At 40.4% G+C, this 13,644-nt stretch carries 15 protein-coding genes; 9 read left to right on the top strand and 6 right to left on the bottom strand.

Annotated elements, in window-relative coordinates:
• Nucleotides 1-49: 49 nt before the first annotated feature.
• Genes SULBA_RS03925 through SULBA_RS03905 form a run of 5 tightly spaced genes read left to right on the top strand, consistent with a single transcriptional unit; the run spans nucleotide 50 to nucleotide 4,478 of the window.
• Nucleotides 50-2,242, top strand: a complete 2,193-nt coding sequence (locus SULBA_RS03925) for a TonB-dependent receptor (RefSeq protein WP_014768975.1) — start codon at nucleotides 50-52, stop codon at nucleotides 2,240-2,242.
• Between the two features lie 12 nt (nucleotides 2,243-2,254).
• Nucleotides 2,255-2,683, top strand: coding sequence for a TonB-system energizer ExbB (exbB, locus tag SULBA_RS03920; RefSeq protein ID WP_014768974.1), 429 nt, complete (start codon nucleotides 2,255-2,257; stop codon nucleotides 2,681-2,683).
• A 13-nt stretch (nucleotides 2,684-2,696) separates the two neighbouring features.
• A complete protein-coding gene (locus SULBA_RS03915; RefSeq protein WP_172634068.1) occupies nucleotides 2,697-3,053 on the top strand; it encodes an ExbD/TolR family protein in 357 nt (118 codons plus the stop codon).
• A gap of 1 nt (nucleotide 3,054) precedes the next feature.
• Nucleotides 3,055-3,684: an energy transducer TonB gene (locus tag SULBA_RS03910; protein WP_014768972.1), complete on the top strand. Its 630-nt coding sequence runs from the start codon at nucleotides 3,055-3,057 to the stop codon at nucleotides 3,682-3,684.
• Nucleotides 3,685-3,710: 26 nt separating this feature from the next.
• A complete protein-coding gene (locus SULBA_RS03905) occupies nucleotides 3,711-4,478 on the top strand; it encodes a Rossmann-like domain-containing protein (protein WP_014768971.1) in 768 nt (255 codons plus the stop codon).
• Nucleotides 4,479-4,528: 50 nt separating this feature from the next.
• Here SULBA_RS03905 and SULBA_RS03900 read toward each other — a convergent pair whose 3' ends face one another.
• Together SULBA_RS03900 and SULBA_RS03895 are read right to left on the bottom strand one after the other, a co-directional pair.
• On the bottom strand, nucleotides 4,529-4,966 hold the full coding sequence (locus SULBA_RS03900; protein WP_014768970.1) for a nucleoside deaminase: 438 nt from the start codon (nucleotides 4,964-4,966) through the stop codon (nucleotides 4,529-4,531).
• A 64-nt stretch (nucleotides 4,967-5,030) separates the two neighbouring features.
• The gene (locus SULBA_RS03895; protein WP_014768969.1) at nucleotides 5,031-6,662 is read right to left on the bottom strand and encodes a methyl-accepting chemotaxis protein; all 1,632 of its coding nucleotides are present in this window, start codon (nucleotides 6,660-6,662) and stop codon (nucleotides 5,031-5,033) included.
• Between the two features lie 280 nt (nucleotides 6,663-6,942).
• On the opposite strand from SULBA_RS03895, the gene SULBA_RS03890 reads away from it, so the two are divergent.
• The 3 genes from SULBA_RS03890 to SULBA_RS03880 all read left to right on the top strand — a co-directional run bounded on the left by SULBA_RS03890 (nucleotide 6,943) and on the right by SULBA_RS03880 (nucleotide 8,623).
• The gene (locus SULBA_RS03890; RefSeq protein ID WP_014768968.1) at nucleotides 6,943-7,458 is read left to right on the top strand and encodes a ferritin family protein; all 516 of its coding nucleotides are present in this window, start codon (nucleotides 6,943-6,945) and stop codon (nucleotides 7,456-7,458) included.
• A gap of 108 nt (nucleotides 7,459-7,566) precedes the next feature.
• Complete coding sequence (locus SULBA_RS03885; protein WP_014768967.1) at nucleotides 7,567-7,923, top strand: CidA/LrgA family protein; 357 nt, start codon at nucleotides 7,567-7,569, stop codon at nucleotides 7,921-7,923.
• Nucleotides 7,913-8,623, top strand: coding sequence for an LrgB family protein (locus SULBA_RS03880; RefSeq protein WP_014768966.1), 711 nt, complete (start codon nucleotides 7,913-7,915; stop codon nucleotides 8,621-8,623). The genes SULBA_RS03885 and SULBA_RS03880 overlap by 11 nt, the downstream gene beginning before the upstream one ends.
• A gap of 98 nt (nucleotides 8,624-8,721) precedes the next feature.
• Here the strand turns inward: SULBA_RS03880 and SULBA_RS03875 are convergent, their stop codons facing one another.
• On the bottom strand, nucleotides 8,722-9,180 hold the full coding sequence (locus SULBA_RS03875) for an ABC transporter C-terminal domain-containing protein (RefSeq protein WP_014768965.1): 459 nt from the start codon (nucleotides 9,178-9,180) through the stop codon (nucleotides 8,722-8,724).
• A 341-nt stretch (nucleotides 9,181-9,521) separates the two neighbouring features.
• Between SULBA_RS03875 and SULBA_RS03870 the strand changes: the two genes are divergently transcribed.
• On the top strand, nucleotides 9,522-11,210 hold the full coding sequence (locus SULBA_RS03870; protein ID WP_014768964.1) for a methyl-accepting chemotaxis protein: 1,689 nt from the start codon (nucleotides 9,522-9,524) through the stop codon (nucleotides 11,208-11,210).
• Nucleotides 11,211-11,258: 48 nt separating this feature from the next.
• Here the strand turns inward: SULBA_RS03870 and SULBA_RS03865 are convergent, their stop codons facing one another.
• From SULBA_RS03865 to SULBA_RS03855, 3 genes are all read right to left on the bottom strand, one after another.
• Nucleotides 11,259-11,516 carry a CBU_0592 family membrane protein gene (locus SULBA_RS03865; RefSeq protein WP_014768963.1) on the bottom strand — a complete coding sequence of 86 codons (258 nt, stop codon included), beginning with the start codon at nucleotides 11,514-11,516 and terminating at the stop codon, nucleotides 11,259-11,261.
• A gap of 72 nt (nucleotides 11,517-11,588) precedes the next feature.
• Nucleotides 11,589-12,968, bottom strand: a complete 1,380-nt coding sequence (locus tag SULBA_RS03860; protein ID WP_014768962.1) for a type IV pili methyl-accepting chemotaxis transducer N-terminal domain-containing protein — start codon at nucleotides 12,966-12,968, stop codon at nucleotides 11,589-11,591.
• A gap of 9 nt (nucleotides 12,969-12,977) precedes the next feature.
• On the bottom strand, nucleotides 12,978-13,640 hold the full coding sequence (locus tag SULBA_RS03855; RefSeq protein ID WP_014768961.1) for a Crp/Fnr family transcriptional regulator: 663 nt from the start codon (nucleotides 13,638-13,640) through the stop codon (nucleotides 12,978-12,980).
• Nucleotides 13,641-13,644 lie beyond the last annotated feature (4 nt).

Raw genomic sequence — 13,644 nt, 5'->3', positions numbered from 1 at the left:
TAATATTTTATTTAATTTCGTATGATTTAAAAATACTAAAAGGAAATTAATGTTCTCAATTCACCAAAAAAAATGCCTTTTCTCCTGTGTTGCCGCATCCCTGCTCTGCTCTAATTTTGCCTCAGCGCAAACCCTTGAAGCGGTAAGCATTGAGGCTGAAAAACTCATCACCCCTACCAAACAAGCCAATGAAAGCGTTTATACAGGCAGTGAAGTCACCTCTAAAGGGATTGAGCTTCAAGGGGTGAAAGCGAGTACGAGTGTGTATGAAGCCATCAGTGTTTTACCTGGGGTCAATGTTGAAAATGTGGATAGCAGTGGACTGGCGGTAGAGCAAAGCAGTGTGCGTATGCGAGGGGTGAGAAGCTCTATGGGGGCTTTGAGTGTTGAGGGCATTCCTAACTATGGTGGCAACCCCATAGGCCCACGGGATTATCTGTATGATATGGAAAATATGGACTCTGTATCGGTGTACAAAGGTGGCGTTCCCTCTGATATTGGAGCGGGGGTTGGTTCTCGTGGAGGAGCCATTACCTTGCATCCTAAATGGGCGCAAAAAGAGTTTGGGTTTGAAGTAGCCCAAAGTCTAGGAAGTCATGACTATACCAAAAGTTACTTCAGGATGGACAGTGGCACGATCAATGAAAGTGGCACACGTTTTTCAGGCGCACTCTCCTATGCGCAAGCAGATAAATGGCGAGGGGAAGGAGAGTTAGGCCCTAGAATCAATGGCAATGTCTCGTTAGTTCAACCCTTAGGCGATAAGGCAACCCTAAAACTTTGGTACAACCACAACGACCAAGAACAGTACCTTTACCGACCTCTTAGTTACGCTCAAATTTCTGGTGGCAATTTAAGCCGTAACTATAAAAATGACTACAACAGCAATCTCACAGGTGTTCCTGCTCAGGATATTTACTACTACAAAAACAACAAAGGGAGCTATAAAAACGATGACCTTTTCGCTGTGATCAATTACGAGATTGATGATACCTTTGAGCTGATTTTTAAGCCCTACTATGCTCTTGAAGATAGCGTCATTTCACAAGGAGTTACCAGCGGTGGCGGGCGGATTCAAGAGCGTGTTCGTGACATTGAACGTTATGGCATGATTAGTGAAGTCGATGCAAAATTAGAGCACTTTAAAATGGCGTTGGGGTATCACTACGAAAGCTCTGCTATGGATATTTCTACCAAAAACTACACCACCGCAGGGGCGTATGCAGGTATGGGCGTTGTGGCGACCACGGGCGATACGTATATTCACAGTCCCTATGCGAAAATTTCAGGTGATGAGGGGGATTTTCATTGGCAAGCGGGCTTAAAGTATTTTCGTTTTGAGGATTCTAAATCACTGGGCTATCGCAGTGGAGCAGCCCCTGCGTATGATTTGATTCGTACACCTGATTTGGACAGGGAAGCTAAGAGTCATGCCCTTTGGCTTCCAACACTAGGTGTGTCATACGATGTGGATGCCTCATGGCAAGCCTATGCCAATTATGGCAAAAACTTTATTCGACCCTATTCCTACATGCCTCTTGTGAATTATTATCAGAACAATCGTGCGAAATTTCAAGCGATTGGCATGAATGCGCAAGATCTATTTGATGGGTATGGTATTGAAGAGTCTCACAATTTTGATGTGGGTGTGCGCTTTAAAGGCGAGATGCTAGAAATTGCACCGACACTTTTTTATGGTAAACATAAAAACCTTTTAACCACCATCATCAATCCCTTAGATGCAACGCTCAGTTACCAACAAAATGTGGGCAAAGCGACCAGCTATGGAATTGAGACGGAGATTAATTTTTTTATGAACGACAGCACCACTCTTTTTATCAACCCAACGTATACAGATTTTACGTATGATGAAGATATTATCGGGATGAAAACCAAAGGGAAACAGTTGGTCGATACCCCAAAATGGATGGCACGCAGTGGCATAATCTATAAAATAGGCAATTTTGAATTGGTGCCCATGGTTCGCTTTTTAGGTGAGCGCTATGGCAATGCCACCAACACCGAAAAGGTCGAAGAAGCATGGTTGGCGGATTTTAAAGCCATCTACACACAGAAAAATTTCTACGAAAAATCGACCCTGAAAGTTAGCCTTGAACTGGATAATATTTTTAATAAAGAGTACATCTCTGTGATTAATGCGAGTGATTATGAAACAGGTACAACCACTTACAGCCAAGGCGCTCCACGCTCTGTCATGCTCAGCGTTGGACTCAAATTTTAAGGGGTGAAAAAGATGGAAGAGATAAAACTCATTGTTGATTATGCTATTTTTGGTATTTTGGGGCTGATGAGCCTTTTAGCGCTTACCTATGCGCTTGAGCGATGGTTTTTTTATCGCCGTATCAATGTCACGACGTATACGGTGATGGAAATACTGGAAAATGACCTTACCAAAAACCTCACAGCACTCTCCATCATCAGCTCAAATGCTCCGTATATTGGGCTTTTAGGAACGGTTGTTGGCATTATGATCACCTTTTATGACATGGGACAAGCAGGCGAGATAGAGAGCAATGTGATTTTGATAGGACTCTCTTTGGCACTTAAAGCAACCGCTTTGGGGCTTGTTGTCGCCATCCCCTCTTTAATGGCGTATAGTGCGTGTTTACGTAAATGCGATGTCTTGATGGGGCATTGGAAAGCACATCAACATGCGGCTTAAGCGTCCTGAGGGGATGAATATTATCCCCTTCATTGATATTATGCTGGTTTTACTCACCATTGTGTTAAGTGTCTCAACCTTTATGGCACATCGCTCTTTGGTTTTGGATATTCCAAAAACCGATACCAACGAAGCGCTGACACAAAAGCGCTCGCATGAGGTGGTCATTGACGCACAGGGTCTGCTTTACTGGGATGAGAAACCTTTAGCGTTGGAAGCATTGTATGAAAACTTGAACACACTTTCAAAAGAAGATGAACTCATTTTAAAAGCCGATACCAAAGCTACTTTTGGTGTTTTCATCGAGGTGGTGGATGCGCTGAAACGCATCCATCATCCGCATATAAATATTGTGGTACAGAAAAAATAAGATGCGTTTTTGCTCCTTTTTTGCCCTCTCACTTTTTTTACATGTAAGCCTTTTTGCTCTTTTACATCAGATACACCTACCCACAAAAACCATGCAAAGCAAGCCACACTCACTGGCTTTGGATATTCAAACCATTCACATTGCCCCACCGCCTTCTTCGCCACAAGCAGTATCCCAAAAACCTCAAACCTCACCAACAACCATCGAGCCTAAAGTAGCTCCAAAACCTCGTACAAAACCTCAGCGTATCTTGCAACCTAGAACAACACAAACAGCCCCAAAACCAGCTCAAACGGACGTATCAACCCAACTTCTTAGCACAACACCAGAAGCGTTACATGTAAAGGCTGAAAAGAGTACGGAAGTTACGCTATACACCGCTATACAAGCAGCCATTGCCCACCACAAGCGCTACCCAAAACGGGCTCAACGTGAAGGAATGGAGGGTGAGATTATCGTCTCTTTTTTATGGTCACCATACGGTTTATCTGAGTTAAAAATTATTAAACCTTCTAAACATTCCCTTTTAAATGAATATATTTTTGAACTCATCACCACCGCTTCAAAAGAGTTTCCACCTAGCAATGCATCGGTAGAAATAGTGCTTCCAGTTAGATTTAATTTACTATAATAACCTAAGAATTAAGGAGAGATAAGATGACTATTTTACAAACATTAACAGAACATGCAAGAGCCTATGCTGTACAAAACAGTGTAAAAATTGATGATTTTGGGGTTAGTGCGACGATGATTTATGTAAGGGTTTCCAACGAAGAGCGAAAAGCTTTAGGTGTAACATTGGTTCCGCATGGAGAGGGAAACTTTGGGGCATTGCAAGGCACAAATATTGAAGATATTTTTGAATATTCAAAAGCATTTCATCCACTGCAACGAGCGTTTGCTTTAGCCCTCATCAATGCTCTTGGACAACACGCCATAGAGTCAAAAAAGGCGTTTGAATTTTGCGAAAATGGAACACGCTCCGTATTGGTCGAGAAAATTTTAGATTTCACAAAAGTGGGCGATGAAGTTGTGTTTGTGGGGAATTTAGCCCCTGTGGTTGCCAAACTCAAAGAGCATGGACGAAAGCCAATTGTTTTTTGTCGCCAAAAACAACACTATGCCGAAGCAATTTACAGCGATATTTTTGAGTACGAAGCGATACAAACCGCACCCATTGCTATCATCACGGGCGCAACACTGATTGGCTCAACGCTTGATGCACTCCTTGCATTAAGCCCAAAAGATTCTATTCGCATTTTGGCTGGTTTTTCAGCAGGAGCACACCCATCATGGTTTGAAAAAACAGGGATAACACACCTTACGTCCATGAAATTGAACAGTGGCTACAAAGAGGCTTTATTGAAAAACAATTGGGAAGAGGTTTTTTCATACCCCAGTTACTTTCATGCACTCAAGCCTTAGTCTTTTAAAAGGCTAAGGCTTTTGGATAAGGATGAGTTCCTTTTTTGGTTTTATACACCAATATCTTCATTCCAAAGTTGGGGATGCTTTTGGATAAATGCTTCCATCAGTTCACGACATTTTGGCTCGTTAAGTACGCTCACATCTACGCCTCGTGAGCGTACATACGCTTCAGGTCCGCAAAATGTTTGGTTTTCCCCAATCACTACTTTTGGTATGCCATAAAGCAAAATCGCACCACTGCACATATCACACGGTGATAAGGTAGAATACAAGGTTGCTCTTTGATAATCCACAGCACTCAAGCGTCCTGCATTTTCCAAACAGTCCATCTCCGCATGCAAGACCGCACTGCCTTTTTGAACCCTTTGGTTGTGCCCTCGCCCTACGATTTTCCCATCTATGACCAAAACAGAACCTATTGGTATTCCACCCTCATCCAAACCTTTTTGGGCTTCTTGCATGGCTGCTTCTAAAAATTTATCCATTTTTTCCACCTTTTATTGTTTCCATGGCGTTACATGTAAAGCACATCGTGCACAAAAACGTAACCTAACTGCTTTTACACACGCTTAGTTTTTCGCCAAGGGCATTCGAAAGAGAACTCAGTCGTGTAATTTTTTCTTCCATGCGTTGCATGGTTTCAAGATTGCTCTGTGCGTCCTTGTCCATATGGGACATTTTCTCAGAAGCAGAGGTACCATTTTTTTGAAGCGCACGATAACCTAGCTGTGCTTCATTCATCGCCTCAATGGCTTGACGCATCGCTTCGGATGCCTTTTCAATCAACACTTCTGAACTCTCAGAGGTTTGAGCAAGGGTGATAATGCCCTTTGAGGAAGCAATGGTTTTATCGGCAATATCGCCGATGGATTGAACAATAACCTCCGTGGTGGCTCGAATTTCTGTCAAACTTGATTGTGTTTTCTCCGCTAGCTTTCGCACCTCATCTGCGACCACCGCAAAGCCTCGTCCATTTTCACCCGCCCTTGCCGCTTCAATGGCGGCATTGAGGGCTAAAAGATTGGTCTGGTCGGCAATATCGCCAATAATGCCTAAAATAGAGCGAATTTGTGTTGCATCTTTTTCTAAAGCGTGAAGGTTTTGTGAAATGGCTTCTCCATTTGCCGCACTCTCCTTCGCATTTTCAGCAACACTATGAATACTCTCTTTGGTCATCTCCAGCTCTTCATCGGCTTTTTTCAATGAGGTGACAACCTCATGCGTGCTTTGAGACATTGTATTGAGTTGATTGCCAATGTCACCCATAAACGCAAGATTTTGTTGTACCAACGCTTTACTGTTCACCACTTTTACCATCACGGCATTGGCATCTTGCACGGTTTCGAAAGAGAGCGCAACATTTTCTTTTGAAACATCAACCGCTTGAAAAATAACCGTGCGAATGGTGCTAAGAAAGTTCTTTAACGCCTCAGATAAACGAGCAATTTCATCGTTTCCAATATGCTTAAACGCCGTTGTCAAATCAAGGGTTTGAGAAAGCGTTACAACTTGCAGGGTTAACGTACTTAAGCGCTCTGATATACGTGCTGAAATCCACCACGCAATTACACCCGCCACAAAAAACACCCCTAAAAAGATAAAAATACTTTGAAGCAAGAGCGCATTTAAGTCAGCCCTAATGGCATCGGTTTTTACATCAGCACCGACCATATAAAGTTTGCCTCCCACGGAGCGGTTTATCTGTACGTAAGAGCGAAAATTGCCATAGGCATCGGTCGTATCCTCGTAAAAGCGATTGTTTTCTTTAAATCCATTTTGAATGCCCTCACTGGCTTCATACTCTTTATAAAAAGGATCATAAGCGTTTTTTTTCAGCTCTTCAACACTGGCACTGCTCACAAGCGTATAGATTTTATTGCCCTCTTTGACCATCAGATAAATATATTCTACGCCATTTTCGTGCGCATATGCACTGAGTTGTTTAACAAGCGTTTCATGTTCTTTAGGCTCAAGAGGCTTTGTTGTGTCATACCTATCCACAAAATCATTGCCTAAATAGAGTGCGGCGGCTTGTGCAGCAACTTTGAGTTTTTCATTGACATGGGAAATGTAGAGATTTTTTTGTGCGGTATAGATAAAAACCATAAACAAAAAACTCGTAATACTCACGGTAAAAAGGGTGGCAGCCATGATTTTAGCACGCAAACTACTCTGAAACATTTTAAACCTTTCGTGATTTTTCACAGACGTCTTTTGAAAACAAGAAGCCTTAGTACCCAAATAAGGTATATAGTAATTATTTATTCATTAATTCTCACTAAAAAGAATGGCTAATGTACAGAGAAAAAGCGCTCAAATGCGTTACATGTAACGCTAAAATGCTTCTTGCACCAAAGCGAAACAGCATCTCTTGCCTTAAATTAATATAAAATATTTATCATCTATTTATTATAGATTTCCTATAACATACTTAGAAATTTATATTATTAGGGGGTATACTATGAATGTCTACGAATATGCCATGAAGGTTGAGAAAGATGGCGAGAAGTACTACCGAGATTTGGCGAGTAAGACCGATGATGTTGGCTTAAAATCCATCTTAACCATGCTTGCAGAAGAAGAAGTAAAGCACTACATTGTGTTTGATAAAATGAACAAAAAAGAAGCAATGCCAACCCAAGCCAGTGTTGATGTTTTCAAAAGTGCGAAAACCATTTTTGAAAAACTGCGTGAAGAAAATAAAGCCTGTACCTTTAGTGATGACCAAATTGATTTTTATAAAAGTGCCCTGCGCTCAGAAGAAAACAGTTATAAATTTTACGTTGAAAAAGCATCCATGCTTGAAGATGAAGAGCAAAAGGCTATTTTTATGCGTATTGCAGAAGAAGAGCGACAGCATATGGTACTTTTAGAAAACCTGATTGAATATATCTCCTTTCCTCAGCGTTGGTTGGAAAATGCGGAGTTTAATCAGATGGATGGTGGAAAAACCATTTTTGGACAAACCATTCATTAAAAAGTTCTTTACATGTAAAAGACTTTTTTTACATGTAAAGGCACTAAAGAACCCTTGTATTTAAAACTTTGGAGTATAATCCTCCTTTTATTTTGAGTGAGGATTTTCATGTTAAAAGGTATATTGACACTGTTAGTGTTTCAGTTTATCGGTGAGTGTTTGGTGAAGCTTTTTGAGTTCAAGATTCCTGGGGCGATTATCGGGATGATTTTACTGCTTCTTTTCTTAATGGTTAAAAAGAGCAGTTTTCATGCGCTTGATAACTCTGTTTTTTGGTTACTGCGTTATTTGCCTCTGTTTATTTTTCCCTCAGCGGTGGGCATTATGACCCAATTTGATACCCTACGAGATGAAGCATTTGCTATTACCTGTTCGTTGATTGTCTCAACATTTATTGCATTGGGGTTGAGTGCAAAACTCATGGATATACTCATTACTAAACACGAGCAACGCCATGAACACTGAAGCCCTCTTTCTTTATGTTTCATCTACCCCGTTAACGTGGCTGATTGTAACCATTGGCGCTTATAAGATAGGCATGTTTATCTATGAAAAAACAGGCAAACGTCCCCTTTTTCAGCCCATCATCATTGCCTTATTATTAATTTTACCTGTTTTGGTACACAGCGATATTCCCTATCAAACGTACTTTTCTTCCTTGAATTTTTTACACTTTTTTCTAGGACCTGCAACCGTAGCACTGGCCTTGCCTTTGTATAAAAATCTCAAACACATTCAAGCTTATTTTGTGCCGATACTCATCACGCTTGTGGCAGGAGGCGTTTTTGCGATTATCAGTGCTGTGTTTATTTTATGGGTATTGGGCGCTTCGCATACGACCATGCTTTCCATGAGCACCAAATCCATTACTGCACCTATTGGTATTATTATTGCACAAGATATTGGAGCGGTGGTTTCCCTCTCTATTGCCTTTATTACCTTTACAGGATTGCTCAGTGTTTTGTTTCGCAATAGTGCTTTTAAACTCTTTCGTATTAAAAGTGATGCAGCAAAAGGATTTGCTTTAGGACTTATTGCTCACGCATTAGGAACGTCTAGTGCGGTAGAAATCAGTGAGAAAGCGGCTGCTTTTGGTGCGCTTGCAATGGGATTTAGTGGGGTTTTAATGGCTATTTTACTCCCACTTGCTGTGCATTTTCTCTAAGAATGTTACATGTACGTGTATATTGAGAGCATCAATGAAAGAAGACCCTTACCACACTTCCTACCTCGGTAAGGGTTCCCAAGCCAAATCAGGAGAGTTTATGATGTTGTTTCGGAAGCTTGCGCCTCTAGTGTTATAAGCTGTGCTTGATACGATGCAAGAAGTGTTTGCTTACCCTGTACATCTTTCATACTTTCTTCATCACTACTGGATTGTGACGCTGCAATCTCTTTTTGAAGTGCGGCTATTTTTTTCTCTAACACTTCAATTTGTGCTTCTAATGTATTGCTACTGCTTGCAGTAGCAGATGTAGCGCCCGTGCCCCCACTTTGGCTACTTTGTGTCGTACTCTCTTCTGAAGTTGTTGCACTTGCAGCACTACTTAATGCTAAGGCTTGCGCTTCTTCTGAAATTTCAACACGATCAACAGGCATACTTGATGATGATACCTGCGTAGTCTCATCTTCTTTAGAATCAACCCCAGCAGACACATTGCCTTGCACTGTTTGTCCTAAAGAAACCTGTGTTTCATAGGATACTGAACCAATGGTATTCATCTCCATCTCCTTACAAAAATTGCCCCGTAGTTATATCGGATAAAATGCGAAAAACTAAACGTTACATCTGCTATAAAACACTCAAGAATATAACGCACGCTTTTAAATAAATACTAAGAAGCTTCTATTTTTACAACGCTAAAATTCATGCGAGTACTATTTTATAAACTTATAGTTCTCTTTTTTTCTCCTCATAAAGCTAATTCCGATATATTGCATATAAATACGATTTTTTCCTCTTTCTTTCCTTCTGTTTTATGGATAAGATACTAGGGTAAAATAATACATAATGCCTATATCCGTCATACCAAAGCGGGAAGGTTGCCATTAAGGAGTTAGCAATGAAAATATCAACCCGTATCTTGATAGCGCTTGTGCTATCGCTCTTACTTTTAGGAGGTTCTATTATAGGCATTGCTTATGCCAATACCAAAAAGAATGCTTCTATGTTCATCGAGGAATACCGAAAAAATTCTTATATGTTTTACGAAAAAGAGCTCAAACATCTTGTTGAAGTGGTCAACAGTTCCGCTCAGGCTTTTTACAAAGAGCTTAAAGCGCAAGGGTTTGGGGACGATGAAATACAAAAACGTCTGGTTGAAAAACTTGATGCCCTCAAGTTTGATGACCCCTCAGGCTATGTGATTGTCAACAGTGTTGAGGGCATTGCCATTTTGCAACCTGCCAATAAATCGTTGCATGGAAAAAATATTATTGATATTAAAGATAAAAATGGCAACTTATTTTTACAAAACATGATTGTCTCTGCTAAAAAAGGTGGTGGTATTGTTGCCTATGACTTCCCCAAAGTCAAAGATGGCCCAGCTCTTAGAAAGTTTGCCTATTCTTTAGAATTTAAACCCTACAATTGGGTTATCACCGTGGGTGTGTTTGTAGACAATGTAGAAGAAGAGGTTAAAAAACTAGAGATTCAAATTGCCGATGAATTGGCTTCAGAAATGCGCTCATTTTTCTTGATTTCTGCACTTTTAGTGCTTCTTAGCATCCTAGGTACTACCTTTATTATTCGTAAAAACATCTCGAATCCTTTAAATGAACTTGTGCTTAAAGCAGATGACCTCTCCAGTGGTGATGGCGATTTGACCCGTAGCCTTGCGATTGTTGGCAACGATGAGATTGCGCAAGCGAGTAAAAGTATCAACCGTTTTATTGAGAAGGTGCGCATCCTCATCAGTGAGGCCAAAAACCTCTCCCATGAAAACTCTTCTGTCTCCCATGAGCTCTCTTCAACCTCTCTAGGCGTTGGGCGTGCGGTGGAAACCTCCATGAAAATTGTGAGCACGACCACAGACAAAGCCAATACCCTTAAAGAAGTCATGAAATCAGGTACGAAAGAGGCAAAAGAAGGCAAAGAAGAACTCACCAAAGCCAACCACTTCTTAAAAGAAGCAAACAGCGCTATTTTGAACCTTACAAAAGATATTCAAACCAGTGTGGCAACTGAAATTGAACTCGCACATGCTATCCAACAACTAAGCTCCGATGCTTCTCAGGTGAAAGACATCTTAATCGTCATTGGGGACATTGCGGATCAAACCAATCTTTTAGCCCTCAATGCTGCCATTGAAGCCGCACGGGCGGGAGAACATGGTCGTGGATTTGCCGTGGTTGCAGATGAAGTACGAAAGTTAGCCGAGCGAACCCAAAAAAGTTTACAAGAGATTAATGCCACAATTAATGTGATTGTGCAAGCCATTGCAAATAGCAGTGATCAGATGACCGCTAACTCTAAAAAAGTCGAATCCCTTGCTAGTACGGCTAGCGAAGTTGAGTCAAAAATAAACAATATGTTTCACGTCATGAGCAATGCCGCCAATGTCTCTGATAAAACGGCAGAAAACTACCTTAAAACCAGTGATGATATTGAGCATATGATTAGCGATGTTTCGCAAATAAATGAGATCTCTTCCCAAAATGCCAGAAGTGTTCAAGAGATAGCCAGTGCGGCAGAACACCTCAGCCGTATGACTGAGACCCTCAACCTCAAACTCTCCGAGTTTAGAACCTAAAAAAGCCTTTACATGTAAAGAGAGCTGAGCCTCTCTTTACCCCTTTTATCAAAGCTTCTTTTGACGCTTTTTTTTCCATTGATGCTTCAAAAGACCATACACCGTAATCATAATCCAAAATACTTCAATTAAAAATGAGCCTAAATTAAAATGAAAAAAGAGCGAAATAATCAGTAAAATTGCACCTATTAGATTTAAATATTGAAATTTGAGTGAATCATTTTTCACACGGTCTGATTGCAGTAAAAAGTAAGCATACACAACCATCGCCATTCCCACAGTACCAATGGCATGATACATATCCATAAAAACCCCCTTCTCACATAAAAAAGGGGTATTTTAGCTTCTTTTATTCGTGTGTAGGCTTTACATGTAACATTAAATCTTTTTTTTCTCGTGTTGCGTTTGACTGTTTTCCACCATTGCATTGAGGCTTTTTTTGAGTTTTTGAAGCATTTTGTTGACATGAATGAGATTTTCAGCCGATTGAATGGCAATATCTTCGGTTGCGTTTACATTTTTATCGAAGGTTTTTTTCTCTTGCTCATCAATGCCCATCTCATCAATGGCATCTTCCACATCCAAAGCAATTTGCTGAAGCTGAGAAACCGCACTCTCTGCTTTTTTAAGGGCTTCTTCGCTCTCTTGCATGGCTTGATTCACCTTGTAAACAAACTGAGAAATGTGCGAGGATGCCTCTTTGAGCTCATCTTCGCTGTGGGAGGAGAGATTGACACTTTGTTTGGTAAGAACACTTAAATCGCTTTGCGCTAACTCTTTGGCTTTTTGAACAAAATGCTCTAAATGCTCGATAATTTCCCTGCTCATCACAAACGCATACAGCATAATAATCATTCCCACCAAAAGTGCAATGTACTGAAATTTTAAGAAGGTGTCATTTTTATGTTCGCTGTGGTCTGTATAGAGCCAAACCGCTTCATCCATGGCATTGAGAAGCTGAATATTTTTTTCATAAATAAATGCCAAATGTTTGTTAATCTGTGCCTCTTTGGCTAACAACTGTTCAAGAAAAACAGTGTACGCTTCCCAATAAGCATAATTCTCTTTGACAATGCTATACACCTCAGGGGCATTTTTCACCGCAGGGTCATCTAAAAAGCTTTGAATGGTTTTTTCATACAGTGCTTTAGCATCGGCATACACAAGCAAATCTTGCCCATTGGCAGTACTTAAGTAACGACTCACATAGAGTCCCATACGCTGAGAGAGCATGCGTTGGCGACCTGAGAGGTCAATGTGAATATTGCTTAAGTTGGCATGCACCATGCGTTGTACCACAGTATCGGAAAGAACCAGCAATTTCTCAATGCGTCCTGCTAACACATCCATATCAGGACGTACCGCTTCAATGTCACTTTTAAACCCCTCAACATGAAGACGAAACGGCTTCCAATACTCCATGACTTCTTCAAGTTTTGTTTTTATTTTCTCATTTTGAGGCGCATAAATCCCTGTGGCTTCATTGCCATAAAGTAAATCATTCAAGCTATTTTCAAACAAATTGACCGCAGTATTGAGCTCTCGAAAGTCATTGGAATGACGATGCGCAATAAAAAACGCCTCTTTGCTCATCTTTTGAGAAAGCATGCGCTGTTTACCCGCAATGTTAATAATATACGAATCTTTTTTGCTCATCTGATTCATCATCACCGTTAGAGAAATAATAAAAATGATAATAAAAGAGAGCAGACTCCCTGCTAAACGCATTTTCATGCTAATCGTGGTTGGTTTTATCATCGCTTATGCCTATTCATAAATGTCTTTGAGTTCTTGAATATTCAAAACCTCAACACTGTTTTTTTCAATCGCTATTGTACCATTACGGGTGAGTTTATTAAGAATGCGAGAAAGCGTTTCGGGTTGAATGTGTAGCATATAGGCGATTTCATGTTTTTTGAGTTTGTTAAACGTCTCAAGCTCATTGACCAACATATGCGCTACTTTAGCCGTACCATCAAACACCACATCCCGACTGATAATACACTGCATCTGCTGAATCATCAAAAAAGACTCTTCTAAAATCTTTTGCATCAAACGCTGATTAGAATAAATCATCTCCCGAAAAGGAGTACTTTTAATGTGCAAAACAAGACTGTCTTCCAAAAATTCTGCATTGGCATAACAACTGATAAAAAAGCTATCAATGAGTTTAGAGACATTAAAAATCAGTGAGTGTGAGTAAAGTTTATAAAGAAAAATCTCATTATCGAAGCGGTCTACCTTATAAAATTTGACCGATCCTGAAATAATATAAAAAATAGCATCTTTGCTGTCTTTCTCATAAAAGAGCACATCACCACCTTTATGGGAATGCACCGTACAAAAAGAGGCTATGGTTGCAATATCCTCTTTTTGCAACGATTGAAACAGTGGCAATGAAGCAATAAGATCTAAGTGCTCACGTGACATTGTT

This window comes from Sulfurospirillum barnesii SES-3, from assembly GCF_000265295.1.
In the GTDB taxonomy this organism is placed as follows: Bacteria; Campylobacterota; Campylobacteria; order Campylobacterales; family Sulfurospirillaceae; genus Sulfurospirillum; species Sulfurospirillum barnesii.
The sequence above is the reverse complement of the archived record's forward strand: the minus strand, read 5'-3'. Positions and strand labels throughout refer to the sequence as shown.